Here is a 24,636-nt window from a genome sequence, read left to right on the forward strand (position 1 = left end):
GCCGACCCGATTGGGCCCGCCCCCATGACCGTGAGCAGCATCCGGCCCGCGCACCGCGACGCCGAGGAGCCCGCCGCCGGGGAGCTCGCCGACGCCGGCTCCGGCGCGCCCGCCCCCGCCGCCCCCGGGGCCGCCTCCTACGAGCGGCTCGGCGAGCTCTTCCCCGCCCTGCGCATCCACTCCGGCCCTCCGCGCCGCGGCGAGGGCTGGCTCGCCGGGGCCGACCTGGTGGCCGATCCCGCCGCGCTGCGCGAGCTGATCGACCACGACGCCCGCCAGGGCCTGGCCCACTACGGGCGCCCGCTGCGGCCGGACGTCGCGGCCGGCTTCGGGCTGCACCGGTTCTGCTGGCCGGCCGCGCTGCTGTTCACCCTGCCCTGGTTCCTGGAGCGCCGGGTGCCGCTGCTGACCCCCGCGGACCTCTCGATGCGCCGGCACACCGGCGAGCTGACCGTCCGTCCGACCGTGTTCGCCTGCCTGCCGGACGACCCGGCCGCCGGACTGCCCGGCGCCCGCCCAGTGGCCGACGAGGACGAGCTGCGGGCGCTGCTGCGCTCGGCGCTGACCGACTTCCTGACGCCGCTGCTGACCGCGTTCCGCCCGCAGGTGCGGCGCGGGCCCAGCACGCTCTGGGCGATGGCGACGGACTCCCTGGTCGAGGGCCTCGGCCACGTCGCCGCACTGCTGGGCGACGAGCAGCGGGCGCGCACCGAGCTGGAGGCGCTGCTGGCGCCCGGCTGCGCGCCGCTCACCGCGGGCACCGGCTACGGTCCCGAGGCCCCGGGCACGCCGGGCGCGGCGGACCGGGCCCGGGCGAGCTGCTGCCTGGTGTACACCGTCCGGTCGGAGGACGCGTGCGGCGGCTGCCCCCGCGTCACGCGCGGTTGACCGAATTCCGCGCGGATCATAGCGCCACAGGCCCGGAATGACGGGAAATTCCCCTCGGAAATCAATAATACAATGGGATTGTCTCCACGTCAGAAATCCCTCTACTCAGCGCATTGACAGCGAATCAGCCATTCCCCGGCCGAGCATCCGCCATGATGGTCCCGCCATCACGACGCAGGAAAGCGAGGCTGGTCCAAGGTATGAAACTGTCCGACATACCGCTCGGGTGGGCCGTCACCGGCGTTGCGGTGCTGCTGGTCAGCGCCGTACTGGTGGCACTGGCCCGGAGCCGGGGATCCGCCGCCGCGGGCGGCTCGGATTCCTGGGAGCGGTCCGAGGAACGGCGCCGGCGCAAGGAATCCCTGTACGGCGCCGCCTCGTACACGCTGCTGTTCTGCTGCGCCGGGGTCGCGGCGGCGCTCTCCTTCCACGGCCTGGTCGGCTTCGGGGTGCAGAACCTGGGCCTCTCCGGGGGCTGGGAGTACCTGGTGCCGTTCGGGCTCGACGGGGCGGCGATGTTCTGCTCCGTGCTCGCCGTCCGCGAGGCCAGCCACGGCGACGCCGCCCTCGGCTCCCGGCTGCTGGTCTGGATCTTCGCCGGCGCCTCCGCCTGGTTCAACTGGGTGCACGCCCCGCGCGGCTTCGGCCACGCCGGCGCCCCGCAGTTCTTCGCCGGGATGTCGCTCTCCGCGGCCGTGCTGTTCGACCGGGCGCTCAAGCAGACCCGCCGGGCCGCGCTGCGCGAGCAGGGGCTGGTCCCCCGGCCGCTGCCGCAGATCCGCATCGTGCGCTGGCTGCGCGCCCCCCGGGAGACGTACAACGCCTGGTCGCTGATGCTGCTGGAGGGCGTCCGCAGCCTGGACGAGGCCGTCGAGGAGGTCCGCGACGACAAGCGGGAGAAGGTCGCCGAGCGGGAGCGCCGCCGGCTGGCCGGGCGCCGCGAGCGGGCCGAGATCCGCGCCATCAACCGGACCAACAGCGTGTGGCGCCAGCGCGGGACGTCCCGGCCGCCGCAGCTGGGCTCCGGATCGGAGTCCGCGATAGCCGTCGAGGCGGCGGGCGCGGGCCAGGACGACGAGCCCGCCGAGGGCACGGTGGTCCAGCCCGGGCTGCCGGCCCGGCCGGAGCGGCGCACGATCGACCTCACCCTGGAGGAGGAGACCGTGGCGCTCCCCCGGCTGGACTCCCTGGAGCGCAAGCTGAAGGACCTGGAGCAGCAGTTCGGCTGATCCCCGCCGACCGCCCGGACCGCCCCTCCGCCCGGACCGCCCGACCGCAGCGGCGGTCCGGGCGGTCGCCGCGCCCCGGCCCGCCGCCGGTCGCCCGGGGCGGGGCGGCCCGGGGCGGCGCGGGAGACCTGGAAGACCCGGGAGACCCGGATCCGGCCTCAGGCGGCCACGGGCGTCGCGGTGAGCTCGAACCACATCCGCTTGCCGGTGCCCCGCGGCTCCACGCCCCAGCCGTCCGCCAGCGCCTCCACCAGCATCAGCCCGCGGCCGGAGGACGCCTGCTCCCCCGGGGTGCGGCGGGTCGGCCAGAGGTCCGACTCGTCCTCCACCTCGACCCGCAGCCGGGCCCGGCCGTCGGCCGCCTCCCGGTAGAGCCGGGCGGTGAACATGGCGTCCCGGTCGGTGTGCCGGATGGCGTTGGTGACCAGCTCGGAGGCGAGCAGCTCCGCGGTGTCGACCAGTTCGGCGACCCCCCAGCGGCGCAGCGCGTCCCGCAGCTCGGCGCGGACCTCGGCGATCCGGGCGAGGTCCGCCTGCCCCACCCGGCGGCGCAGCTGCTGGGCGGCCAGGCCGCCCGCCGGGCCGTCCCAGCGCAGGAGCAGCAGCGCTATGTCGTCCTCGCGCTCGCCCAGGTCGGCCGCCTGGGAGGCGATCCGGTCGGCGAGGTCCTCCAGCGGGTCGCGGGGCGATTCGCCGACCGCCGGGAGGAGGCCGCCGAGCGCGTGGGTGAGCCGGCCGATGCCCTCGTCGAGGTCCATGCCGCGGGCCTCGACCAGGCCGTCGGTGCAGAGCAGCACGGTCTCGCCCGGGTCGAGGCTGAACCGGGTGACCCGGTACTCCTCGTCCGGGGCGATGCCCAGCGGCAGCCCGCCCGCGACCGGGACGACGGTGACGCTGCCGTCCGAGCGCCGGACCACGGGGTCGAGGTGGCCCGCCCGGACCGCGTACACCACGCCGTAGTCGACGTTCACCTCGGCGTAGGTGCAGGTCGCGAAGTGGTCGGTGTCCAGGTCGGCCAGGAAGCGGGAGGCCCGGGCCATCACGGCGGCCGGCGGGTGGCCCTCGGCCGCGTAGGCGCGCAGGGCGATCCGCAGCTGGCCCATGATGCCCGCCGCGTGCACGTCGTGGCCCTGCACGTCGCCGATCACCAGGCCGACGTGCCCGCCGGGCAGCGGGACGACGTCGTACCAGTCGCCGCCGATCTGCAGGCCGGAGCCGGCCGCCAGGTAGCGGACGGCGGTGGTCACCCCGGGCACCGACGGCACGGTGCGCGGCAGCATCACCCGCTGCAGGCCGGCCGCCAGCTCGTGCTCCGCGTCGTGCAGCCGGGCGCGGGCCAGCGACTGGGCGACCAGCCCGCCGAGCGTGGTCAGCAGGGTGCGCTCGTCGGCGTCCAGCTCGCGGTCGTCGTCGAAGCTGACCACGCAGACGCCGATCGGCCGGCCGCTGGCGACCAGCGGCAGGAACGCCCAGGAGCTGCGGCCGGTGCGCCGGGCGGTCTCCCAGGTCTCGGGGTAGCGCTCCAGGTACTCCTGCTGGCTGGCGACGAAGACCGGGGTGCGGTGCTTGAGCGCCTCGCTGGCCGGGTGGTTGACGGGCAGCACCGAGCGGTCGTAGACGGACAGCTCCTGCTGCCGGTAGCCGCTGGCCCCCAGGATCTGCACCCGGCCCGCCTCGAAGGCGGCCAGCGCCAGGCCGTCCGGCGGCAGCCCGGGCAGCGGCAGCTCGGTGAAGACCCTGGCCACGTCGCGGACGGTGACCGCCTCGGACAGCGCCCGGGCGGCCTCCTTGATGAAGCGCGAGCGCTCCTCGCGCAGCAGGGCCATCCGGTCGGCGCGGTCGCGCTTGTGCAGCTCGACGGTGGCGTCCCAGACGAAGCCGACCATCCGGGAGGCCCGGCCGAAGGCGTCGGCCAGCACCCGGCCGCGGAAGCGCACCGCGCGGGTCGTGCCGTTGATGCCGACCGTGCGGTAGTACGCGCCGCACTGGCCCAGCTCGGCGACGGCCCGCTCCACCCGGCGTTTGACCACCGGGGCGTCCTCGGGGTGGAGCAGCGCCAGGAAGGAGGCCGAGGTGCGGTCGAAGCGGCCGCGGTCGAGCCGGTCCAGTCCGAGGATGGCGCAGGCCCGCTGGTCGCCCTCCAGGACGTCCCGGCGGATGTCCCAGTCGAAGGAGCCGATGCCGTTGGCCGCCATGGCGGGCTCCAGCCAGTCCGGCGTGGAGTCGCCGGAGACGGCGGGCAGGCCGCCCGAGAGTGTCGGCGCCAGCCGCCCGGCGGCCACCCCGGGTGCCGTCCGCAGCGCGTGCCGGCGGACCGCCTGGGCGGGCGGACGGACGCGGCCGCGCGCGGTCGCGGGCTGGGCCGGTGCGGGCGCGTCGGCGGGCCCGGTCACCCCGGGCGCGTCGGCCGCGGGCGGGCCGGGCGGAAGCGCCGGCCCCGGCGACTCGGGCTCAGTGGGCATGCTGCTCCTGCCGCTGCCGTGGCGGACCGCGCCGTCCGGGCGGGCCGCGAGGCGGTGTGGTGGGTGGTGCTGGTTCGGACGGTGCCCGGGCGCTGGTCGGTCGAGGTTGGCCTCCCCGCCGCTTCGCGCACATGGGCACAGATTTCCACCATCCTCCTCCAATGTTCGGCCGAGCGGCAATGGGAACGGGCCGGGAATCTTCCGGGCCACTCTCCGTACGCCCTTCCGCACAGGTGTCGTTCGATGGCGAACGACGGCATTCCCGGGAGCTTCGGGTGCCTCCGACCCGAGGAGGCGGCGCAACCGCTCAGGAATGGGCCAGCTCGAACCAGGTGACCTTGCCGTCGCCGCGCAGCTGCACGCCCCAGTCGTCCGCCAGCGCCTCGACCAGCATCAGCCCGCGGCCGGACGTGGCGTACTCCGCGTCCGGGTCGCGGCGGCGCCCCGGGAGCCTGGCCGCACCGTCCTTGACCTCGATCCGCAGCCGCTGGTCGGCGGAGAGCGTGGCGTCGAAGACCGCGCCGTCCGAGGTGTGCAGCAGGGCGTTGGTGACCAGCTCGGAGGAGAGCAGCTCCGCCGTGTCGGCCAGCTCCGGCACCCCCCAGTGGCTCAGCGCCGACCGGAGCCGGTGGCGGACCGCCCCCACCCCCACGAGGTCGGCCGCATCGAGTGCCAGGTGCAGCCTGCGGTTCAGCGCGCACCCCGGCGCCGGGGTGCCGGACGCCGTCGCGCCCCCCTGGGGCCTCGGCCGGTATGCGTCCCCCGAACTCGTCCGCTGCCGCGGGAATCGCGACTGACCGTCCATCAAGACCTGCCCCCGCCCTCGGATACGGGCACCCGGTACCGGATCCCCCGCCGGCCGGGCAGCCCCTCGTTCTGACCACCCATCCTCATGCCCAGTTGACGGCGTTTGCAACAGTGTGCGTGCGATCACCTGGGGTGAAGGAGGCACGCGGAGCCGCGCGTGATCCAACTCACCGCTCCGGACAGGTTTGCGACGCGCAGGACGGTTTTCGAGGGCCGTGCGTACGCGGCCGTGCGCCCCGCGCTCCGTCCGGCCGCCCGGCGCGCCGCCGCCACCGCGCGCCGCGGCTCCCGCCCGCAGCCGTGCCCGCCCACGGGTGTCCGCGCCCGCGCCCGCCCCCACCCATGGCCGCGTCCGGCGCGCCGGAGCGGCCCGGAGCAGGAAGGCTGGACAGGGCGACTCCGTCCGGGTTCAATGGCCAGCAACGTTTGAACGGCGTTCTAACTTCGGAACCGCCCACCGCCCACCGCACCGTCCACCCGTCCTACGCGCCCCACCCGTCCCACCACCGGAACACCCAGGAACACCCCCGTCCCACCCGTGCGCCGACCCGGCCCGGACCGCCAACCCACCGGCGACCGCGAGCGAGGAACCATGCGACTGACCCCCACCGAACGGGACCGGCTGCTGATCTTCACAGCAGCCGAGCTGGCCCGCGCCCGCCGGGCCCGGGGCGTACGCCTCAACATCCCCGAGGCCACCGCGCTGATCGCGGACACCGTCTGCGAGGCCGCCCGCGACGGCCGCCGCCTCGCCGAGGCCATCGAGGCCGGCCGCTCCGTGCTCACCGCCGCCGACGTGCTGCCCGGCGTGCCGGACGTCGTCACGGTCGTCCAGGTGGAGGCCGTGTTCGACGACGGCACCCGGCTCGCCGTCGTCAACGACCCGTTCAAGGGGGCCGGCTCGCTCGGCGACGACGCCCCCGGCGGCGCCCTGATCGGCGACGGCGCGGGCTACGACCCCGTCGAGGAGACCCTCGTCCTGCCCGTCCACAACACCTCCGGCGTGCCGATCTCCGTCACCTCTCACTTCCACTTCTTCGAGGCCAACCCGCGGCTCGCCTTCGACCGCGCCGCCGCCTACGGCACCCACCTCGCCGTACCCGCCGGCTCCTCGGTCCGCTTCGACCCCGGCGCCACCGTCGAGGTCGGCCTCGTCCCGATCGGCGGCGCGCGGGTCGCCATCGGCTTCGCCGGGCTCGTGGACGGCCCTCTCGACGCGCCCGGGGCGAAGGAGGCCGCCCTGGAGAAGGCCCGCGCGACCGGCTACCTCACCAACTTCGACGACGCGGAGGTGGAATCGTGACCGCCATCACCCCCCATGACTACATCTCCGTACACGGCCCGCGCGCCGGCGACCGCATCCGGCTCGGCGACTCCGGCCTGATCGTCCGCGTCGAAGCCGACTCGCAGGCACCCGGCGACGAGTTCCTGGCCGGCTTCGGCAAGACCGCCCGCGACGGCCTGCACCTCAAGCCCGCCGCCGTCCGCGACACCTGCGACGTGGTGATCAGCAACGTCCTGGTGATCGACGCGGTCCAGGGCATCCGCAAGACCTCGATCGGCCTGATCAACGGCCGGATCGCCTCGATCGGACGCGCCGGCAACCCCGACACCCTCGACGGCGTCGACGTCGTCGTCGGCACCGGCACCACCATCGTCTCCGGCGAAGGCATGATCGCCACCGCCGGCGCCATCGACACCCACGTCCACCTGCTGTCGCCGCGGATCATGGAGGCCTCGCTCGCCTCCGGCGTCACCACGATCATCGGCCAGGAGTTCGGCCCGGTCTGGGGCGTCGGCGTCAACTCCCCCTGGGCGCTGCGCCACGCCTTCAACGCCTTCGACGCCTGGCCCGTCAACATCGGCTTCCTCGGCCGCGGTTCGTCCTCCGACCCGGCCCCCCTCGTCGAGGCCCTCGCCGAGGGCGGCGCCTCCGGCTTCAAGGTCCACGAGGACATGGGCGCCCACACCCGCGCCCTCGACACCGCCCTGCGCGTCGCCGAGGAGTACGACGTCCAGGTCGCCCTCCACACCGACGGCCTCAACGAGTGCCTCTCCGTCGAGGACACCCTCAAGGTGCTGGACGGCCGGACCATCCACGCCTTCCACATCGAGGGCTGCGGCGGCGGACACGTCCCCAACGTGCTCAAGATGGCCGGCGTCCCCAACGTCATCGGCTCCTCCACCAACCCCACCCTGCCGTTCGGCCGCGACGCCCTCGGCGAGCACTTCGGCATGATCGTCTCCGCGCACGACCTCAAGGTCGACCTGCCCGGCGACGCCGCCATGGCCCGCGACCGCATCCGCGCCGGCACCATGGGGGCCGAGGACGTCCTGCACGACCTCGGCGCCATCGGCATCACCTCCTCCGACGCCCAGGGCATGGGCCGCGCCGGCGAGACCGTACGCCGCACCTTCGCCATGGCCGGCAAGATGAAGGCCGAACTCGGTCCCCTCGACGGCACCGGTTCCTACGGCACCGCCGAGGGCGGCGACGACAACGAACGCGTCCTGCGCTACATCGCCAAGCTCACCATCAACCCCGCCATCGCCCACGGCCTCGCCCACGAGGTCGGCTCCATCGAGATCGGCAAACTCGCCGACATCGTGCTGTGGCGCCCCGACCACTTCGGCGCCAAACCGCAGCTCGTCCTCAAGGCCGGCTTCCCCGCCTACGGCGTCGTCGGCGACCCCAACGCCTCCACCGACCGCTGCGAACCCCTCGTCCTGGGGCCCCAATTCGGCGCCCACGGGGCCACCGCCGCCGACATCTCGGTCGCCTTCGTCGCCCAGGCCGCCGCCGACGGCGCCTACCTCGACCGCCCCGCCGACGGCCTCCCCACCCGCCGCCGCCGCGTCGGCGTCCGCGGCACCCGCGGCATCGGCCCGCGCGACATGGTCCGCAACGCCCGGATCGGCGACGTCGACGTCACCGAAACCGGCCTGGTCTCGCTCGACGGCGAACCGCTGCGCTCCGAACCCGCCGACAGCGTCTCGCTCAGCCGCCTCTACTTCCTCTGAACACCCTTCCCTGCTGCATAGGACTCCACCCACATGACCACCCCTGCCGTCACCCCCGCCCAGCTCGGCTTCACCATGCCCGCCGAATGGGCCCCGCACGACCGCACCTGGATGGCCTTCCCCACCACCAACCCCACCTTCGACACCCCGGAGAACCTGCACGCCGGCCGCGAGGCCTGGGCCGCCGTCGCGAACACCATCGTCCGGTACGAGCCCGTCACCCTGGTCGTCAACACCGGCGAGACCGCCGAGGCCCGCAAGTACGTCTCCGAGCAGATCGAGATCGTCGAGCGCCCGCTCGACGACGCCTGGATGCGCGACATCGGCCCGACCTTCCTGACCGACGGCAACGGCGCCGTCGCCGCCGCCGACTGGATCTTCAACGGCTGGGGCGCCCAGTCCTGGGCCCGCTGGGACGACGACCAGCACATCGCCGAGCACATCAGCGAACTGACGGGCGCCCGGCGCTTCGCCTCCCGCCTGATCAACGAGGGCGGCGGCATCCACGTCGACGGCGAGGGCACCGTCCTGGTCACCGACACCGTCCAGCTCGGCGAGGGCCGCAACTCCGACTGGACCCGCGAAGAGGTCGAGGCCGAACTGCACGCCCACCTCGGCACCACCAAGGCCGTCTGGCTGCCCCGCGGACTCACCCGCGACTACGACGAGTTCGGCACCCGGGGCCACATCGACATCGTCGCCTCCTTCGTCCGCCCCGGTGTCGTCGTCGCACACGTCCAGCCCGACCCCGCGCACCCCGACCACGCCGTCTGCCAGGAGCTCGTCGCCATCCTGCGCGCCTCCACCGACGCCCGGGGCCGACAGCTGGAGGTCGTCGAACTCCCCGCCCCCACCGTCCTGCTGGACGAGGACGGCGAGCCGGTCGACTATTCCTACATCAACCACTACGTCTGCAACGGCGCCGTCGTCCTCTGCGCCTTCGACGACCCCCGCGACGCCGAGGCCAAGGCCGTCCTGGAGCAGGCCTACCCCGGCCGCACCGTCGAACTCGTCGACGCCCGCGGCATCTTCGCCAACGGCGGCGGCATCCACTGCATCACCCAGCAGCAGCCCAGCGCCTGATGTTCTTGCAGGTCACCGCCCTTGACCTGCGGGGATGACCTAGCGGCTTCGCGGATCACGGCAGTGGCCGGCAGGAACTCACAGTAGCCCCGCAAGGCCATCTCCCATGCCCTCCCAGTGGATCATGGAAGTTCGAAACGATGGGCGCCAGGCAACACGCCTGGCGCCCATCAACCGCCAATCATTGGGCAGCGGTCGGCGCGGCATCGGCAGGCTGGTACCCGCCGCACCCGGCCAGGGTCACCTGACGGCCCACCCACGCCTGCGCAGCCCCCTCGCTGCCGAACACGAGGCAACCGGGGCCCTGCCGAACCAAGTCTCCGGACTCGACGTTCCGCACGCCCCACCCCCCTGCACAGCCCCCGTCCGTGGGCACCTTCTCCGGCCGGTACATGTCTGCAACCCGCTGCGCCGGCGACTGCCACTGCCCCCGCCACGCTCGAACCTGAACGCGCCGCCCGTCAGTGAGGATCACCTCGACGTCCAGGCGCCCGTGGAAGTCCAGTTGCCACTCCACCGCTTCGGTGCGGCCGACGCCCACCAGCAGGCGCATGGCCTCGCGGTAGTTGGGCCGGAGAGACATGTCTCGCAGGGTCTGCCACAGCGTGGTGAGCGCCCTCTCGATCGGCTCGGTCACCGGGTCGAGGAACCCGTCGACGGCGACCGTCAGCTCCTCCGGCTCGGCGATGGGTCCGCCGGGCGAACCGGGGGCGGTCAGGTGGGTGTGCGTCATCAGTCCTCCGTCGGGTCGCAGCGTGCGGTCGGGTCCCCCTGGACACGCTCCGGCACTCCAACAGCATCGACTGAGTGGACGTCAATCCCCATCCCCTGGCGGTAATCTCACTGTGAGATGACTTCGGGAGGCAGGAGGCGGCGACCATGGGAACCGCGCTCGAACCGATCAGGCTTCCGGACCTCGCATGGCAGAACGAGGAAGTTCGCGATGCGCTGCGACGCCGGGACCTCGCCGCGGTGATGCGGTACGTCCAGCACCACAGCGGGGCCAGCCAGGCGGGGATCGCCGCGCAGACCGGGATGACCCAGGGCAGGGTGAACGAGATCATCAACGGACGGCGGGAAGTCCACCGCCTGGACGTGTTCGAGCGGATCGCCGACGGCCTCGGTCTCCCCGACGACGCACGCCGCGCCCTCGGCCTCGCCCGCCGATCCGACGGGCGCCGGCACCCCGGTGATGCGTTCGACCTCGCTGCCATCCCCGAGATCATCCGCGTCTACAGCGACCAAGCGTCGGCCACCGCAGAGATCCAGCGGGCCGCCCGGTCCGCCGCCGAGCTGGACGTCCTCGCCGTCCGCGGCCTCGGCCTGCTCGCCCTCAGCGACTCCCTGCTGCGCCGGGATCTCGACCGCGACGGCGATCCCGCACCGCACCTGCGCGTGCTGCTGCTCGACCCGGACTCGCCGGCCGCCGCACGCCGGGCCGCTGAGATCGGGGAGTCTGTCGAGTCTCTGGCCGGCGGGATCCGGCTGGCCGAGGCACGTCTGAGAGAGCTGTCGGCGGAAGGCCGGGTCGAGGTCTACCGGTACCGCACGCTGCCGGTGTGGCGGATCATCAGGCTCGACCGGACTCTGTACGTCGGGTGCTTCGATGCAGATTGGGAGGGCCACGAATCGGCCACGTACAAGGTGCTGCCGACGCCCGCCGGCCCGCTCTACCGGGGCTGGCGGCGGCAGTTCGAGGCGATCATGGACGGCGCCGAGCGCGTGATCTGACGGAGGGACGACGATGCCGATCGAGGCCGAGCTGAAAGCCCACGTGCGGGACCCCGAGGGCGTCCTCACCAAGCTGGAGGCCCAGCACGGCGCGGGCCGCGCCGAGGTCTACCGTGACACCTACTACGACGCCCCGGACGGCAGCCTCATGGCCGCCGACCGTGAGTTGCGCATCCGCACCGTGCACAGCCCCGGCGCCACCCGCACGGTGCTCACGTACAAGGGGCCCCGTGTGGACGAGTCCGGGTCGAAGCCGGAGTCTGAAACCGAACTCAACGACCCGGACGCCGGACACGCGATCATGCGCGGCCTCGGCTACGTCCCGTGCATCGCGTTCGAGAAGCGCTGCCGCAACTACCGCTTCAGCCGCGAGGGGCGCGCGCTGCTCGCCACCCTCGTGCGCGTCCCGGAGCTGGGCGACGCGACGTTCATCGAGGTGGAGACCGCCGCCGAGGACGACGACCTCGGGCCCGCGCTCGACGTGGTGCGCGCCGTCCTGGCCGACCTCAACATCGGCGAGGACGACCTGACCAACGAGCTGTACACCGACGCCGTCGCCGCGGCGCGCCCGAACTGACCCCACGCACGGGAAACCGCCCCCGGCCCGGGCGTCCGGGCGGGGGCGGCGTCCAGTGCATCATCACCCTTCAGCAGCACGGCGCCTGACGTCACCTCACCCCACTCGCGCGGACCCGTCGCGCCCCGCGACGGGTCCGCGGTCGTGCGGCGGTTTCGGTACGCTGCGGGCGCGGACGGCGGCGGGTGGAGGGGTGGCATGGGGCGGCGGGACTACGAGGACGACCCGGAGGCCCCGGCGCCCAACAGCCTGGTGCCGGCGGCGAGCGTGGTGGAGCTGAGCGGGGCGGTGGAGGGCGAGGTCGTCGCCAGGCCGGCCGGGCGGGCCGATCCGGACGGACTGCGGCGGCGCCTGGCCCGCTACTGGGAGATCGAGGGCCTGGGCGAGCCCCCGGTGGACCTGGTCGCGGCGGCGCGGATCGCACGCGAGTGGGAGGACCGGCCGCGTGGGTCGTGGTGGCCCCGGGAGTGGCTCAGGGGCGGTGGCGGGTGAGGTCGTCGGTGGTGAGGCCGTGGGTGCTGTGCATGGCGACGGAGGTGCAGGAGGAGCGCACGGCGTGCAGGTGGGCCTGCCGGGCGCGTTCGGCGAGGATGCCGTCGACGTTCTCGGTGGGGCCGTCGGCACGGCGGTGCAGGTGGACGGCGAGGGCGGCCACCACCAGGGCGAGCCCGGCGAACAGGGCGAGCAGGACGGCCATCCGGCCACCTCCTCGGGTCGGGGACGGGACCACTCGGTTCGTACCCGCAGGGCTTCCCCGTGAACCGCTCCGTGGCTCGCCGGACACGGCCAGTATCGTGGGGGCCTCGGCAACGGAGGAGATCAGCAGATGGCGCAGGCCCGTCAGCGCCGCCCGGCGCGACCCCGTGAGGAGGTCTTCGCGACGGCGCGGGCCGCGATCGCGGAGCACGGGCTCGCCAAACTGACCATGGCCGGGCTCGGCAAGCAGTTGCAGATGAGCGCCGGGCACCTGCTGTACTACTTCGGCAGCAAGGACCAGTTGCTGCTGGAGACCCTGCGCTGGTCCGAGGAGCAGTTGGGCACCCGCCGCCGCGAGGCCCTGGCCGACGGCGGGCGCGACGTGTGGCAGCGGCTCGCCGACTACACCGGCCTCTACCTGCCGGTCGGCGCCGGCGACCCGCGCTGGATCCTCTGGGTCGAGGTGTGGGGCCGCTCCCCCGCCAGCGAGGAGCTCCGGCGGGGGCAGTTGGAGATCGAGGCGCCCTGGCAGGCCGACCTGGTCGCGCTGATCGAGGACGGCACCGCGGCCGGGCTGTTCGCCCCGGACGGCACGGGCACGGACGCGCCCGGACCGGCCGCCGAGCGGGCCGCGCAGATCCGGGCGCTGCTGGACGGACTGGCCGTGCCGGTGGCGATCGGGCTGCCGGGTGCCCGGCGGGACGAGGCCCTGGCCCGGGCGGAGGCGGTCTGCCGGGTGCTGCTGGGCGGGCGCTGAACCGTCCCGCGGGTCACTCGGTCCAGAGCGCGGCGGCCGTGCGGTCGTCCGCGTAGCCCTTGGCCCGGACCTGGACCTGCCGCAGGAAGTCGACCGTGCCCGGGGGGTGCGGGTGCGCCCAGTGGTCGGCGAGGAAGCGGGCGACCGCCGGTTCGTCGGCGACCGGGTCGGCCAGGCCGGGGGTGCAGAGCAGCAGGACGTCGCCCGGGGTCGCCGGGACGAGCCGGAAGCGGAACGGGCGCGGTTCCGGCACCGGGGTGCCGGGCAGCGGCGGCTGGCCGTCGGGGTGGTGGAGCAGCCGGGCCGCGTACGCGTCGATCCAGTGCCCGGAGCGCAGCAGGTACAGCCCGCCGGGCCCGACGCCGAAAGCGGCCCGGTGGCCGGCCGCCGGGTCGAGGGAGAGCAGCAGGCAGTGAAGGGAGGCGGCCTCGGGCGCGGAGCCGCCGTCCGGGTCCTCCGGGCCGGCCGGGGCGAGGGCGCGCAGGGGGGCCGCCGCGCCGGTGGCGAGCCGCTGGAGGCCGTACCGGAGGCGGTCGCGGGCGCCGTCGCGCAGGTCGGCGGCGAGTTCGGCCCGGCTGCGGCCGATGGCGGCGGCGAGCTGGCGGCAGGATTCGGCGGCGGCGGTGGCCACGGCGGCGGGTGCCGGGGCGTCCGCCGTGCCTTCGGCGGTGCGGTCGTAGCCGGCGAGGGCGGCCAGCAGCAGGCCGTCCGGGCCGTCGCCGAAGCGGGTCACCAGCAGCGCGTCGCGCCGGGGTTCGCCCCGGTAGCGGGCGCTGTCGCCGCGGACGGAGGCGGCCCGGAGGGTGGCGGCGCCGTACTGGGCGCCCTCCAGCACGGTGTCGGGGACGGCCCCGCCGAGCGAGGCCGGGTCCGCCTCGGGGACGGTGGTGGGCTCGGGGCCGTAGGTGGGCGGCCGCTCGCCGACGTGCGGCATCGCGGGGGTGGAGGTGGACACCGGGGCCGGGACGGGCGGGCGGACGGCCGCGGGGCGGTGGGCCGGCGGCGCGGCGGGGGCGGGGGCCTCCGGGGCGGCCTGCGCGACGGGGGCCGGAGCTGCGGCCTCGGGCATGGGCGCGGGCTCGACCGCGGCTTCCGGCTCGACCGGCTCGACCGGGGCGGCGGGCGCGGCCTGCTCCTCGGCGCGGGCGGCCCAGCCCGGGGCCTCGAACTTGCGGGTGTGGTCCGGCTCCGCCGCGGGGGTCCCGGCGGGCTCGTCGATGAGCTCGGGGTCCGGTGCGCCGTCCGGTTCGCCGGCGGGTTCACGGGTGCGCTGCGGGGCGATGACCCCGACGGCGGTGTCGAACCAGTCGTCGATGCTGTCCCGCTCCAGGAGGCCCTGCTCGGCCACGGGCGCCCCCGGCGCAGCGTCCACGCCACTGACCCCGGCCGTGTCACCGGCCGCGTCACCGCCCCCGGCGGCCTCCGGTCCTGCCGCGCGCTGGCGGCCGATGAGGCCGGCCGCGGTGTCGAACCAGTCGTCGACGGTGCCCTCGCCCGCCGGGGTGTCCGGGATGTCGCGCAGGGCGCCGGCCGGCCCTTCGTAGACCGTGTCCCACCAGCCGTCTTCCGGTCGGTGGCCGACGGGTGTGCCCTGCTTGCTCATCTGGCGGCTCCTGCTCCGTGGTGTCGCCGCCCCCGGCGGGGCCGGACTCGACGTCATTGTCCCCAAGTGCAACGACGCTGTCCGGGTTTCGGCGACAACCGGTCACCGATCGGATGATCCCGGACGTATCGCCGTGCACCCGTCATCCCGCCGCGGGCCCACCCCGACCGCACGTCCCCGCCGCACTCCCCGTCCCGGAGGACGCGGAGTGCGGCGGCGTGCAGCAGTGTGCGGCGGAGTGCGGCGGGCGTGCAGCGGAGGACGGCGGCGGACGGCGGGTCAGCCGGGGTTGCCGACCTCGGCGGCGGTGCTCCCGGCCTGGGTGCCGAGCACGCGTTCGACCTTGGCGACGGCGGTGTTGTAGTACTTCTTGGCGGCGTCGGGGCTGTCCTCGCCGCTCTGGAAGAACAGGTACGCCATGCCGACCGGGCCGAAGCGTTCGAGCCCGAGGTAGCCGTTGAACGGGACGCCGAAGAAGGTGGTGTCGAGTTGGACGGCGGGGGCCTCGGGACGGTCGCCCAGGGTGACGGGTTTGACGGTGAATTCGGTACCGAACTCCTCACCGACGGTGAACGAGGTGCAGTTGTCGAACGCGGCCGACGCCTCGTTGAAGTCGGTCGTCAGCTGGTCGGAGTCCTCGGTCATCAGGGCCTGCGAGATCGACGGGTTGTCGTCGGGGCCGACGAACTCCACGGCCTCCCAGGTGTCGGAGGCGGGCGGGCTCTGCTGCAGGTCCTTGATCAGGTTCACCAGGTCCTCGCACCCGCTGATGGGCGGGTCCTCCTCGGCGGCGCCGGGGTCGGGGGGCACCACGGTGAACTCGGAGCCGAGGTCGTCCACGGTGAGCAGGGCGGCCTTGAGCTGGGCGTCGGTGGGCAGGGCGACGGGGGCGGCGGCCGCGCCCGACGTCAGGCCGGCACCGCCGAAGGCGAGAGCGGTGGCGGTGGCGAGTGCCAGGAGCGGCTTGAGGAGCGGTCGCGGCGAAGGCACGGGGTACCCCCGTTCCGGGGTCGGCTGGGGAACGGACTGGACGGGCTGGAGGGACTGGAGGGGATGCTCCAAGTCTCCCACCGGGCCGTGCGCCCCGCAGTTCAGGCCGGGTCGGGGCCGGTGGCGGCGCCGTCCCGTCCCGCGGCGGCAGCGCCGTCGCCCGCACCGTCCGCCGCCCCCGCCGGTTCGAGCGGTGCGCCCGCCAGCTCGGCGGAGGCCTCCGTCAGGGTCTCGGTGAGCCATTGGACCCAGAAGGTCTCCAGGCCGATGCCGGCCCGCAGCACGGCGTGCTGGAGCCGGTTCTCCTCGGCCGCCCGCTCGGCCGGGAAGTCCCGCCGTTCGATCTCCTGGTACTGCGCCAACTGGGCGCGGTGGAGGGCGAGTCGGCGTTCAAGTTCGGTCTCCAGTCCGGCCGGTCCGACCACCGCTGCGGCGCGCAGGCGCAGCAGCAGCGGTTCGCGGACCGGCTTGGGGTCCTGGCTCTCGGCGACCCAGTCGACGAGGGCGGCCCGGCCTGCGGGCAGGACTTCGTACTGCTTCTTCTGGCCGCGGACCGGGCCGGCCTGGGGCAGTGCCCGGATGAGTCCGGACGTCTCCAGCCGGCCCAGTTCGCGGTAGATCTGCTGGTGGGTGGCGGACCAGAAGTAGCCGATGGACCTGTCGAACCGCCGGGTCAGCTCCAGCCCCGAGGACGGCTTCTCCAGCAGGGCGGTGAGGATGGCGTGCGGCAGCGACATGGGCCCGATCCTAGGGTGTGTCCACGGCCCCCGGCTCCGAGCGATCAGAGCGAGGCGGCGAGCTCGGTGCCCTGCTTGATGGCGCGCTTGGCGTCGAGTTCGGCGGCGACGTCGGCGCCGCCGATGAGGTGGGCGGTGATGCCGTGCTCGCTCAGGGCGTCGAGGAGGTCGCGGCGCGGCTCCTGCCCGGTGCAGAGGACGACGGTGTCGACGGGCAGGACCTGCCGCTCGCCGTCGAGCAGGATGTGCAGGCCGGCGTCGTCGATCCGCTCGTAGCTGACGCCGGGGACCATCACCACGCCGCGGTGCTTGAGTTCGGTGCGGTGGATCCAGCCGGTGGTCTTGCCGAGGCCGGCGCCGACCTTGGTGGTCTTGCGCTGCAGCAGGTGGACGCTGCGCGGGGGCTTGGGGCGCTCGGGGCGGGTGAGGCCGCCGCGCTCGCGGTACTCGCCGTCGATGCCCCACTTGGCGCGGAAGACGGCCGGGTCGAGGCTGGCGTCGTCGCCCTGGTCGGTGAGGTACTCGGCGACGTCGAAACCGATGCCGCCGGCGCCGAGGACGGCCACCCGCTCGCCGACGTGGGCGCCGTCGCGCAGCACGTCGAGGTAGGTGACGACGCTGGGGTGGTCGATGCCCTCCAGGTCGGCGGGGATGCGCGGGGTGACGCCGGTGGCGAGCACCACCTCGTCGAAGCCCTCGGCGGCGAGGCCGGCCGCGTCGATCATGGCGCCGAGGCGCTGCTCGATGCCCAACTCCTCGATGCGGTGGCGGAAGTAGCGCAGCGTCTCGTTGAACTCCTCCTTGCCGGGCACCTGGCGGGCGACGTTGAGCTGTCCGCCGACGACGTCGGCCGCGTCGAACAGGGTGACGGCGTGGCCGCGTTCGGCGGCGGAGACGGCGCAGGCGAGGCCGGCCGGGCCGGCGCCGACGATGCCGATGCGCTTGCGCAGCCGGGTCGGGGCGAGGACGAGTTCGGTCTCGTGGCAGGCGCGGGGGTTGACCAGGCAGGAGGTGATGAGGCCGCTGAAGGTGTGGTCGAGGCAGGCCTGGTTGCAGCCGATGCAGGTGTTGATGGCCTGGGCGCGGCCGGCGGCGGCCTTGGCGACGAAGTCGGGGTCGGCGAGCATCGGGCGGGCGAGCGAGACCATGTCGGCGCTGCCGTCGGCGAGCAGCTGCTCGGCGAGTTCGGGGGTGTTGATGCGGTTGACGGCGACCAGCGGGACGCCGACCGTGCCCATCAGCTTCTTGGTGACCCAGGCGTAGGCGCCGCGGGGCACGGAGGTGGCGATGGTGGGGATGCGGGCCTCGTGCCAGCCGATGCCGGTGTTGATGATGCTGGCGCCGGCCGCCTCGACGGCGCGGGCGAGTTCGATCACCTCGGGGAGGGTGGAGCCGCCGGGGATCAGGTCGAGCATGGAGAGGCGGTAGACGATGATGAAGTCCGTGCCGACCCGCTCGCGGACGCGGCGGACGATCTCGACGGGGAAGCGCATCCGGTTCTCGTAGCTGCCGCCCCACTCGTCGTCGCGGTGGTTGGTGGCGCCGGCGATGAACTCGTTGATGAGGTAGCCCTCGGAGCCCATGATCTCGACGCCGTCGTAGCCGGCGGCCTTGGCGAGTTCGGCGCAGCGGACGAAGTCCTCGACGGTCTGCTCGACCTGCTCGGTGGTGAGCGCGTTGGGGACGTAAGGGCTGATCGGGGCCTGCAGGGCGCTGGGGGCGACCAGGTCGGGGTGGTAGGCGTAGCGGCCGAAGTGCAGGATCTGCAGGGCGATCCGGCCGCCGGCGGCGTGCACGGCGTCGGTGATGACGCGGTGTTCGGCGGCCTCTTCCTCGGTGGTGAGCTTGGCGCCGCCGCCCCAGGGCCGGCCGGCCTCGTTGGGGGCGATGCCGCCGGTGACGATCAGGCCGACGCCGCCGCGGGCGCGCTCGGCGTAGAAGGCGGCCATCCGCTCGAAGCCGTCGGGGGCCTCTTCCAGGCCGACGTGCATGGAGCCCATGAGCACCCGGTTGGGGAGGGTGGTGAAGCCCAGGTCGAGCGGGCTCAGCAGGTGGGGGTACTCGGTGGCCCGGTCGGTCCCGGTCGTCGTCTGCGACATCTGCGGCGGCTCCTCGCGCGGTGGCGGGCCCCGGCGCCCGACCTTTGTTACCGAACGGTAGGACATCTCCGCGCCGGACTGCAACCAGTTGCACAAACGGTCCGCGGGGACGCGGGTCACACCCCGCGGGCCACGGCTCCGGGAACCGGCGCGACGGACTCCCGGAATCGGCGCAGGCGGACTCCCGGAACCGGCGGCACGGGGCCCGCGGTCCGGCGACACGACCCCCGGAACCGGCGGCGCAGGGCCCGTGATCAGTACCGGCGAGTACGGAACATCCGACACATCCGCCATTCCAACCCGGAGCCGACCGAAATCCGCACGGCGGCGGACCCGGCCCGCCACCGAGGTCACGCGATCGTTATCGGAATCGCGCCGGAATCCGTTCTGGAACGCGTACGATCACATGCTGCGCGCCGGTGACCACCGGCTCTGTCCAGCGGATTCCTCCCGACCCGTGGGGATTCAGGAATTTCCCAGCCTGTTCCCAGCCACCACCCATCGGGGCGTGACAGGCTGACCGGAGCCACCTTTCGGTCCGTACACCATCCCCCGAATTCCGGTGAACGGCCGTCAATTTCACATCCCCCCCTCGGAGACATCCCCCCGTGTCGATCCGCCGCCACCTCCTGCCCGCCGCGCGCCGCCCGTTCGACGTGCTGACGCGCCGCCGGGCACCCGCGCCCCCGTTGCCGGAGGCCGCCGCCCAGTCCGGCGCGCCCGCGGAGCAGCCGCCCTCGGCCGACCCCCAGCGGGCGGCGCTGGAAAAGCTCGCCGCCGCCCGCCGTGAACGCGAGGAGCAGGTGCTCGCCGCGCGGGCGGGGGCGGTCCGGCACGGCGAGCACCTGGCCGAGCCGCGTGCGGACCTGCTGCCCGGCCCCCGCCGGGACGAGAATCTCGCCGAGGTCAGCGACGCGCTGCGGGCGGCCGGGATCGGGCACGGCCTGGTGCCGGACGGCCGCCCCCGCCACCGGCTGGCGATCGGCCCGGGTGAGCGGCCCGCGGTGCTGGCGGCCCTGGCCACGGCGTTCGCCGGGCAGCCCGTCTACGCCGACCTGCTCGAACACGGGCGCACCCTGGGCACCGTGCTGGTGGAGCAGTTGCCGTCCGCCGTCGCCGCGGTGGAGGTCCCGGCGGGCGGGGAGTGCGGGGCCGCGGGCACCGGGGGCCCGGAGGGGACCGGGGCCGCGGAGGGCCCAGCGGCAGACGGCACAGCCGCAGATGGCCCCGCCGCCGACCGCGCAGCTGCCGGGGAGGCCGGGCCGCCGCCCGCGGACCGGGTCAAGGGCGTCCGGATCTACCGTCCGGCCCTGGTCGGCACCATGCTGTACGGGCCGGAGACCGGTTGCGACGTGGAGTTCTGGGACTCCGCCGCGCCCTCCGCCGGGGCGATCGCCTCCATCGACGAGACGCCGTTCGGCTGGTGGGTGCCCTCGCTGGCGGCCACCGCCACCACGCGCATCGCGGGCCGCAGCTACCCGCTGGTGGACGCCTTCGCCACCGCGCTCCCCGACCAGGTCGACTTCCTGGTGGACGCGGTGATCACCTGGGTGGACGACGCCGACCCCGCCTGGCGCCGCCGCAGGGCCCTGGCCCGGGCCGCCCTCACCGGGTCGGCAGGGGCGGACGGCTCGGCAGGGGCGAACAGGACGGACGGCGCGGCCGCGCGGGGCGTCTCCGGCGACGCCGACCAGCGCTTCCGCAGCCGCGACGAACTCCGGTACTGCCTGCGCTCGATCGCCGCGTACGCGCCGTGGATCCGCCGGGTGTTCCTGGTCACCGACGACCAGGTGCCGCACTGGCTGGCCGACGGGGTGCCGGGGCTGACGGTCGTGTCGCACCGCGAGCTGTTCGCCGGCAGCGGCGCCGGGCCGGTCTTCAACTCGCACGCCATCGAGACCCGGCTGCACCTGATCCCCGGTCTGGCCGAGCACTTCCTGTACTTCAACGACGACATGTTCCTGGGCCGGCCGCTCTCCCCGCAGGCGTTCTTCCTCGGCAACGGGCTGCCGCGCTACTTCCCCGACGGCCGGGTGATCCCGCCGGGCGCGGCGCACGACGGCGACTCGGTGTACGTGGCGGCGCAGAAGAACACCCGCGCGGCGCTGGCCTCGGCCGTCGGCCGGACCTATCCGCGCACCCTCAAGCACACGCCCTACCCGCTGCGGCGCAGCGTGCTCGCGGAGGCCGCCGAGCGCTTCTCCGGCGTGCTCGCCGGTACGGTGCGCTCGCCGTTCCGCTCGGCGGCGGACCTGGCGCCGATCACCCTGGCGACGCACTACGCCGACGCCACCGCCCGCGCGGTGGAGGGGCACCTGTACGACGGCTACTTCGCCACCGACAGCCGGGAGGACCTCGCCGGGCTGCCGGAGCTCGACGCGGCCCGCTGGGCGGACGTGTTCTGCCTCGCCGACGGGGTGCGGGACGGCATCCCGGCCGAGGAGCAGGAGCGCATCGTCACCGAGTTCCTGAACGGCTACTTCCCGGCGCCCTCGCCGTGGGAGCGCCCCGCCGCGGCAGCCGCCCGGGCGGCCTGAACCGGCGCGGCGCCCGGACGGGCACCGCCGCCGGCCGGAACCCCGGTCGGCGGCGGTGCCGCGGGTCCGCACTCGGACGGACGGCGGATCAGACGTTGACGCCGTAGTCGGTGGCGATGCCGCGCAGGCCGGAGGCGTACCCCTGGCCGATGGCGCGGAACTTCCACTCCGCGCCGTGCCGGTAGAGCTCGCCGAAGACCATCGCGGTCTCCGAGGAGGCGTCCTCGCTCAGGTCGTAGCGGGCGATCTCCCGGCCGTTGGCCTGGTCGACGACCCGGATGAAGGCGTTGCGGACCTGCCCGAAGTTCTGCAGCCGGGCGTCCGCGTCGTAGATGGACACCGGGAACACCACCTTGGCGACGTCGCCGGGCACGGTGGCCAGGTCGACCTTGATCTGCTCGTCGTCGCCGTCGCCCCCGCCGGTGAGGTTGTCGCCGCTGTGCTCGACCGAACCCTCGGGGCTGCGCAGGTTGTTGAAGAAGACGAAGTGCTGGTCGGAGATGACCCGGCCGACGGCGTTGCAGAGCAGCGCACTCGCGTCCAGGTCGTAGTCGGCACCCGTGGTGGTGCGCACGTCCCAGCCGAGGCCGATGATGACGGCGGTCAGACCGGGCGCCTCCTTGGTCAGCGAGACGTTGCCGCCCTTGGCCAGCGAAACTCCCACGATTCCCTCCTCAGGTCGCTCTCCCTCGCGGAATCCTCGGCAAGAATCTACAGCACTGTAGAGATCACGAGAATCCGCCGGGCACGATCGCCGGGCGTGCACCGACCCCCCGACCTAGACTGACGGTCGGGGGGTCGACCGGCGGTCCGGGGGGTCGGTGCACGCCCGGGAGGTTCCCCATGCGCCAGCGGCACAGCTTCCACCTCGACCAGGCCGGCCATTCCGTCACCGTGAACGTCCGCTCCGGCTGGATCACCGAGACGGAGCTGCTGGTGGACGGCAAGGAGTGCGCCTTCCACCGGGTGCACGGGCACGGCGTCTACCCGCTCACACTGGCCGCCGAGCTGGCCGAGGAGCCGCCGAAGCCGATCAGCGTCCGGCTGGAGCGGGAGACCGACCGGGACGGCGCGCTCGCCTGCGCGCTCGAACTGGCGGGCGCGGTACGGCCGATGCCGGAGACCACCGGGCACTGACACCCGGCGCCCGGTTCTCCGCGCCTTCGCTCAGCCCTCGGCGCGCACCTCGGCGAGGACCTCCTCGACCGCCGGCCGGGCCCGCTCGGCGTCCGCGGCCACCAGGCCGATCCTGGTCCGCCGGTCCAGGACGTCCGAGGCGTCCAACGCGCCCTCGTGGCGCAGCGCGTGGGCGATCTCGGCCCGGGTGACGTCGATGCCCTCGGCCACCGGGGCGGTCGGGCCCGCGGCCAGTACCCGCGCGGACTCGCCCCCGTACCGGGCCGCCAGCGCGACCGGCGCCGCGCCGGGCACCGGGCGGCTGTCGCGGTGCGCGGGCGCGCCGACCAGCGGCAGCCGGTCCGTCCAGCAGGCGCGCGCCTCCAGGCCGCGGAGCTTCACCGCGGTGTCGACGGCGTCCTCGGCCATCGCCCGGTAGGTGGTGAGCTTGCCGCCGACCACGGTGATCACGCCGGACGGGGACTCCAGCACCGCGTGCTGCCGGGAGAGGTCGGCGGTGGCGCCGTCCCCGGTGTCGATCAGCGGGCGCAGTCCGGCGACCGCGCCGAGCACGTCCGCCCGGGTGAGGGCGGTCCGCAGGGCGGTGTTGACGGTGTCGAGCAGGAAGTCGATCTCGTGCTCGGCGGGGGTCGGCTCGTCCGGGATCGGGCCGGGCGCGTCCTCGTCGGTGAGGCCGACGGCGATCCGGCCGAGCTGCTGGGGCAGCGCGAAGACGAAGCGGCTGGTGGAGCCGGGGACGGGCACGGTGAGGGCGGCGACCGGGTGGCCGAGGGCGGCGGCGGACACGATCAGGTGGGTGCCGCGGCTGGGCCGCAGGGTGATCGAGGGGTCGACCTCACCCGCCCAGACGCCGGTGGCGTTGACCACGGCGCGGGCGGTGACGGTCAGCGACTGCCCGGTGAGGGTGTCGGTCAGCCGGGCCGAGCCGCCGGTGACCTGCTCGGCGCGGACCCGGGTGAGCACGCTCGCACCGTACTGCGCGGCGGTGCGCGCGACCGCGACCACCAGCCGTGCGTCGTCGACGAGTTGGCCGTCGTGCGCGACCAGGGCGCCGCGCAGGCCGGCGTCCTTCAGGCCGGGTACGAGGTAGCGGGCCCGGCCGGCGTCGACCCGGCGCATCCGGGGCAGCACGGCGGACGGCGTGCCGGCGCCGACCCGCAGCGCGTCGCCGGCCAGGAACCCGGCGCGGATCAGGGCAGCCTGCCCGGGGCGCAGCAACCCCGGCAGCAGCGGGACCAGTTGGGGCAGCGCGCGGACCAGGTGCGGCGCGGTGCGGGTCATCAGCACGCCGCGTTCGCGGGCGCTCTCGCGGGCCACCCCGATCCGTCCGGAGGCGAGGTAGCGCAGTCCGCCGTGGACCAGCTTGGAGCTCCAGCGGCTGGTGCCGAAGGCGAGGTCGCGGGAGTCGACGAGCACCGTGCGCAGCCCGCGGGAGGCCGCGTCGAGGGCGACGCCGGCGCCGGTGACCCCGCCGCCGATGACCAGCAGGTCGAGCTCGGCGGCGTCGGCGAGGGCGTCGAGTTCGAGGGCCCGGCGGCGGGCGTCGAGGCGGGCGGTCCCGGCGTACGGGCCGGTGGGTGTCTTCACGGCGCGAGGTATCCGTTCAGGGCTCTGGCCAGTTCGCGCCGCCAGGCCGCCTCGGGCAGCAGTGCGGCGACCATGCGGTGCGACTGGACGGTGGACTGGGCGATCAGCAGGACCATCGCGGCGAGTTCGGTGGGTTCGCCGGGCCGGATCGAACCGTGCTGCTGGCCCTGGACGATGCCGGCGCGCAGGGCGTCGAGCAGGCCGCGCTGGCTGGCGCCGAGCCGTTCGACGACGTACCGGAAGAGCAGGTCGGAGTCGGCGGAGTGGAGCAGCGCGCCGAGCACCGGGTGGTCGCGCAGCAGGACGGCGGCCTCGACCACGCCCTCGACGAAGGCCGCGCGGTCCTCGCCCTGCAGTTCGACGCGCGCCCGGGTGTCGCCGATCTCGCGGGTGAGCAGCGCCCCGATCACCGCGCGGACGTCCGGCCAGCGCCGGTAGACGGTCGGCCGGCTGACCCCGGCACGGCGCGCGATCTCGGCCAACTGCACGCGTCCGGGGCCGAGTTGCACGATCAGGTCGGCGGCGGCGTCGAGGATCGCGTCGTCGGTGGAGCGCTCGCGGACGGGGCGCTCTGCGGAGGGGCCCAGCGGGGCGTTACTGCTTGACATGATGTGTAACACTGTAACGCATGGCTTCCGAAACCGCCCCCGGCACTCCCGCGGCCCCGCAGCCCCCGGCCGGCGCCGCCCTGCCGC

The 24,636-nt window shown here is 74.5% G+C and carries 22 protein-coding genes; 11 read left to right on the forward strand and 11 right to left on the reverse strand.

The annotated features are described in order from the left end of the window. Nucleotides 1-24 precede the first annotated feature (24 nt). Together ACWGB8_RS16820 and ACWGB8_RS16825 are read left to right on the forward strand one after the other, a co-directional pair. The gene (locus tag ACWGB8_RS16820) at nt 25-888 is read left to right on the forward strand and encodes a (2Fe-2S)-binding protein (RefSeq protein ID WP_452214242.1); all 864 of its coding nucleotides are present in this window, start codon (nt 25-27) and stop codon (nt 886-888) included. A 200-nt stretch (nt 889-1,088) separates the two neighbouring features. Further along, entirely contained in the window at nt 1,089-2,117 is a 1,029-nt protein-coding gene (locus tag ACWGB8_RS16825; RefSeq protein WP_452214243.1) for a DUF2637 domain-containing protein, read from the forward strand. Between the two features lie 158 nt (nt 2,118-2,275). On the opposite strand, the gene ACWGB8_RS16830 is transcribed toward ACWGB8_RS16825, so the two are convergent. Both ACWGB8_RS16830 and ACWGB8_RS16835 read right to left on the reverse strand, forming a co-directional pair. Continuing rightward, entirely contained in the window at nt 2,276-4,579 is a 2,304-nt protein-coding gene (locus ACWGB8_RS16830) for a SpoIIE family protein phosphatase (protein ID WP_452214244.1), read from the reverse strand. A 307-nt stretch (nt 4,580-4,886) separates the two neighbouring features. After that, entirely contained in the window at nt 4,887-5,384 is a 498-nt protein-coding gene (locus tag ACWGB8_RS16835) for an ATP-binding protein (RefSeq protein ID WP_452214245.1), read from the reverse strand. A 594-nt stretch (nt 5,385-5,978) separates the two neighbouring features. On the opposite strand from ACWGB8_RS16835, the gene ureA reads away from it, so the two are divergent. Genes ureA through ACWGB8_RS16850 form a run of 3 tightly spaced genes read left to right on the forward strand, consistent with a single transcriptional unit; the run spans nt 5,979 to nt 9,490 of the window. Beyond that, a complete protein-coding gene (ureA, locus tag ACWGB8_RS16840; RefSeq protein WP_452214246.1) occupies nt 5,979-6,689 on the forward strand; it encodes an urease subunit gamma in 711 nt (236 codons plus the stop codon). Beyond that, nucleotides 6,686-8,407: an urease subunit alpha gene (locus ACWGB8_RS16845; RefSeq protein WP_452214247.1), complete on the forward strand. Its 1,722-nt coding sequence runs from the start codon at nt 6,686-6,688 to the stop codon at nt 8,405-8,407. The genes ureA and ACWGB8_RS16845 overlap by 4 nt, the downstream gene beginning before the upstream one ends. Before the next feature lie 33 nt (nt 8,408-8,440). Next, nucleotides 8,441-9,490 (forward strand): agmatine deiminase family protein, encoded by a 1,050-nt coding sequence (locus ACWGB8_RS16850; RefSeq protein WP_452214248.1) that lies wholly within the window; start codon nt 8,441-8,443, stop codon nt 9,488-9,490. Nucleotides 9,491-9,671: 181 nt separating this feature from the next. Here the strand turns inward: ACWGB8_RS16850 and ACWGB8_RS16855 are convergent, their stop codons facing one another. Next, a complete protein-coding gene (locus ACWGB8_RS16855; protein WP_452214249.1) occupies nt 9,672-10,223 on the reverse strand; it encodes a hypothetical protein in 552 nt (183 codons plus the stop codon). Nucleotides 10,224-10,369: 146 nt separating this feature from the next. Here ACWGB8_RS16855 and ACWGB8_RS16860 point away from each other — a divergent pair, with 146 nt between their 5' ends. The 3 genes from ACWGB8_RS16860 to ACWGB8_RS16870 all read left to right on the forward strand — a co-directional run bounded on the left by ACWGB8_RS16860 (nt 10,370) and on the right by ACWGB8_RS16870 (nt 12,290). Further along, the gene (locus ACWGB8_RS16860; RefSeq protein ID WP_452214250.1) at nt 10,370-11,221 is read left to right on the forward strand and encodes a helix-turn-helix domain-containing protein; all 852 of its coding nucleotides are present in this window, start codon (nt 10,370-10,372) and stop codon (nt 11,219-11,221) included. Between the two features lie 13 nt (nt 11,222-11,234). Continuing rightward, nucleotides 11,235-11,798, forward strand: coding sequence for a class IV adenylate cyclase (locus ACWGB8_RS16865; protein ID WP_452214251.1), 564 nt, complete (start codon nt 11,235-11,237; stop codon nt 11,796-11,798). A gap of 198 nt (nt 11,799-11,996) precedes the next feature. After that, a complete protein-coding gene (locus ACWGB8_RS16870) occupies nt 11,997-12,290 on the forward strand; it encodes a hypothetical protein (RefSeq protein WP_452214252.1) in 294 nt (97 codons plus the stop codon). Here the strand turns inward: ACWGB8_RS16870 and ACWGB8_RS16875 are convergent. Then, nucleotides 12,271-12,495: a hypothetical protein gene (locus tag ACWGB8_RS16875; RefSeq protein WP_452214253.1), complete on the reverse strand. Its 225-nt coding sequence runs from the start codon at nt 12,493-12,495 to the stop codon at nt 12,271-12,273. The two genes, ACWGB8_RS16870 and ACWGB8_RS16875, sit on opposite strands and share 20 nt — an antisense overlap. 129 nt (nt 12,496-12,624) lie before the next feature. Here ACWGB8_RS16875 and ACWGB8_RS16880 point away from each other — a divergent pair, with 129 nt between their 5' ends. Continuing rightward, nucleotides 12,625-13,251, forward strand: coding sequence for a TetR/AcrR family transcriptional regulator (locus ACWGB8_RS16880; protein ID WP_452214254.1), 627 nt, complete (start codon nt 12,625-12,627; stop codon nt 13,249-13,251). 13 nt (nt 13,252-13,264) lie between these two features. Here the strand turns inward: ACWGB8_RS16880 and ACWGB8_RS16885 are convergent, their stop codons facing one another. The 4 genes from ACWGB8_RS16885 to ACWGB8_RS16900 form a co-directional block, all read right to left on the reverse strand. Then, the gene (locus ACWGB8_RS16885) at nt 13,265-14,854 is read right to left on the reverse strand and encodes a protein phosphatase 2C domain-containing protein (RefSeq protein ID WP_452214255.1); all 1,590 of its coding nucleotides are present in this window, start codon (nt 14,852-14,854) and stop codon (nt 13,265-13,267) included. A gap of 279 nt (nt 14,855-15,133) precedes the next feature. Continuing rightward, nucleotides 15,134-15,844, reverse strand: coding sequence for a hypothetical protein (locus tag ACWGB8_RS16890; RefSeq protein WP_452214256.1), 711 nt, complete (start codon nt 15,842-15,844; stop codon nt 15,134-15,136). 101 nt (nt 15,845-15,945) lie between these two features. Continuing rightward, nucleotides 15,946-16,581: a PadR family transcriptional regulator gene (locus ACWGB8_RS16895; RefSeq protein ID WP_452214257.1), complete on the reverse strand. Its 636-nt coding sequence runs from the start codon at nt 16,579-16,581 to the stop codon at nt 15,946-15,948. A 44-nt stretch (nt 16,582-16,625) separates the two neighbouring features. Beyond that, nucleotides 16,626-18,680 carry an oxidoreductase gene (locus ACWGB8_RS16900; RefSeq protein WP_452214258.1) on the reverse strand — a complete coding sequence of 685 codons (2,055 nt, stop codon included), beginning with the start codon at nt 18,678-18,680 and terminating at the stop codon, nt 16,626-16,628. A gap of 608 nt (nt 18,681-19,288) precedes the next feature. Here ACWGB8_RS16900 and ACWGB8_RS16905 point away from each other — a divergent pair. After that, complete coding sequence (locus ACWGB8_RS16905; protein ID WP_452214259.1) at nt 19,289-21,217, forward strand: stealth conserved region 3 domain-containing protein; 1,929 nt, start codon at nt 19,289-19,291, stop codon at nt 21,215-21,217. 88 nt (nt 21,218-21,305) lie between these two features. Here ACWGB8_RS16905 and ACWGB8_RS16910 read toward each other — a convergent pair whose 3' ends face one another. Continuing rightward, entirely contained in the window at nt 21,306-21,881 is a 576-nt protein-coding gene (locus ACWGB8_RS16910) for a TerD family protein (RefSeq protein WP_452214260.1), read from the reverse strand. Between the two features lie 179 nt (nt 21,882-22,060). Between ACWGB8_RS16910 and ACWGB8_RS16915 the strand changes: the two genes are divergently transcribed. Next, a complete protein-coding gene (locus tag ACWGB8_RS16915; protein ID WP_452214261.1) occupies nt 22,061-22,354 on the forward strand; it encodes a hypothetical protein in 294 nt (97 codons plus the stop codon). A 30-nt stretch (nt 22,355-22,384) separates the two neighbouring features. On the opposite strand, the gene ACWGB8_RS16920 is transcribed toward ACWGB8_RS16915, so the two are convergent. Next, on the reverse strand, nt 22,385-23,941 hold the full coding sequence (locus tag ACWGB8_RS16920) for a glycerol-3-phosphate dehydrogenase/oxidase (protein WP_452214262.1): 1,557 nt from the start codon (nt 23,939-23,941) through the stop codon (nt 22,385-22,387). Then, nucleotides 23,938-24,549, reverse strand: a complete 612-nt coding sequence (locus ACWGB8_RS16925) for a TetR/AcrR family transcriptional regulator (protein ID WP_452214263.1) — start codon at nt 24,547-24,549, stop codon at nt 23,938-23,940. The genes ACWGB8_RS16920 and ACWGB8_RS16925 overlap by 4 nt, the downstream gene beginning before the upstream one ends. Between the last annotated feature and the right edge of the window lie 87 nt (nt 24,550-24,636).

Source organism: Kitasatospora sp. NPDC054939, assembly GCF_053610105.1.

Excerpts from the sequence above, each read along its gene's own strand:
- ACWGB8_RS16820 (WP_452214242.1), top strand. The coding sequence starts at position 25 with ATGACCGTGAGCAGCATCCGGCCCGCGCACCGCGACGCCGAGGAGCCC.
- ACWGB8_RS16825 (WP_452214243.1), top strand. The coding sequence starts at position 1,089 with ATGAAACTGTCCGACATACCGCTCGGGTGGGCCGTCACCGGCGTTGCG.
- ACWGB8_RS16830 (WP_452214244.1), bottom strand. The coding sequence starts at position 4,579 with ATGCCCACTGAGCCCGAGTCGCCGGGGCCGGCGCTTCCGCCCGGCCCG.
- ACWGB8_RS16835 (WP_452214245.1), bottom strand. The coding sequence starts at position 5,384 with ATGGACGGTCAGTCGCGATTCCCGCGGCAGCGGACGAGTTCGGGGGAC.
- ureA (WP_452214246.1), top strand. The coding sequence starts at position 5,979 with ATGCGACTGACCCCCACCGAACGGGACCGGCTGCTGATCTTCACAGCA.
- ACWGB8_RS16850 (WP_452214248.1), top strand. The coding sequence starts at position 8,441 with ATGACCACCCCTGCCGTCACCCCCGCCCAGCTCGGCTTCACCATGCCC.
- ACWGB8_RS16855 (WP_452214249.1), bottom strand. The coding sequence starts at position 10,223 with ATGACGCACACCCACCTGACCGCCCCCGGTTCGCCCGGCGGACCCATC.
- ACWGB8_RS16860 (WP_452214250.1), top strand. The coding sequence starts at position 10,370 with ATGGGAACCGCGCTCGAACCGATCAGGCTTCCGGACCTCGCATGGCAG.
- ACWGB8_RS16865 (WP_452214251.1), top strand. The coding sequence starts at position 11,235 with ATGCCGATCGAGGCCGAGCTGAAAGCCCACGTGCGGGACCCCGAGGGC.
- ACWGB8_RS16870 (WP_452214252.1), top strand. The coding sequence starts at position 11,997 with ATGGGGCGGCGGGACTACGAGGACGACCCGGAGGCCCCGGCGCCCAAC.
- ACWGB8_RS16875 (WP_452214253.1), bottom strand. The coding sequence starts at position 12,495 with ATGGCCGTCCTGCTCGCCCTGTTCGCCGGGCTCGCCCTGGTGGTGGCC.
- ACWGB8_RS16880 (WP_452214254.1), top strand. The coding sequence starts at position 12,625 with ATGGCGCAGGCCCGTCAGCGCCGCCCGGCGCGACCCCGTGAGGAGGTC.
- ACWGB8_RS16885 (WP_452214255.1), bottom strand. The coding sequence starts at position 14,854 with ATGAGCAAGCAGGGCACACCCGTCGGCCACCGACCGGAAGACGGCTGG.
- ACWGB8_RS16895 (WP_452214257.1), bottom strand. The coding sequence starts at position 16,581 with ATGTCGCTGCCGCACGCCATCCTCACCGCCCTGCTGGAGAAGCCGTCC.
- ACWGB8_RS16900 (WP_452214258.1), bottom strand. The coding sequence starts at position 18,680 with ATGTCGCAGACGACGACCGGGACCGACCGGGCCACCGAGTACCCCCAC.
- ACWGB8_RS16915 (WP_452214261.1), top strand. The coding sequence starts at position 22,061 with ATGCGCCAGCGGCACAGCTTCCACCTCGACCAGGCCGGCCATTCCGTC.
- ACWGB8_RS16925 (WP_452214263.1), bottom strand. The coding sequence starts at position 24,549 with ATGTCAAGCAGTAACGCCCCGCTGGGCCCCTCCGCAGAGCGCCCCGTC.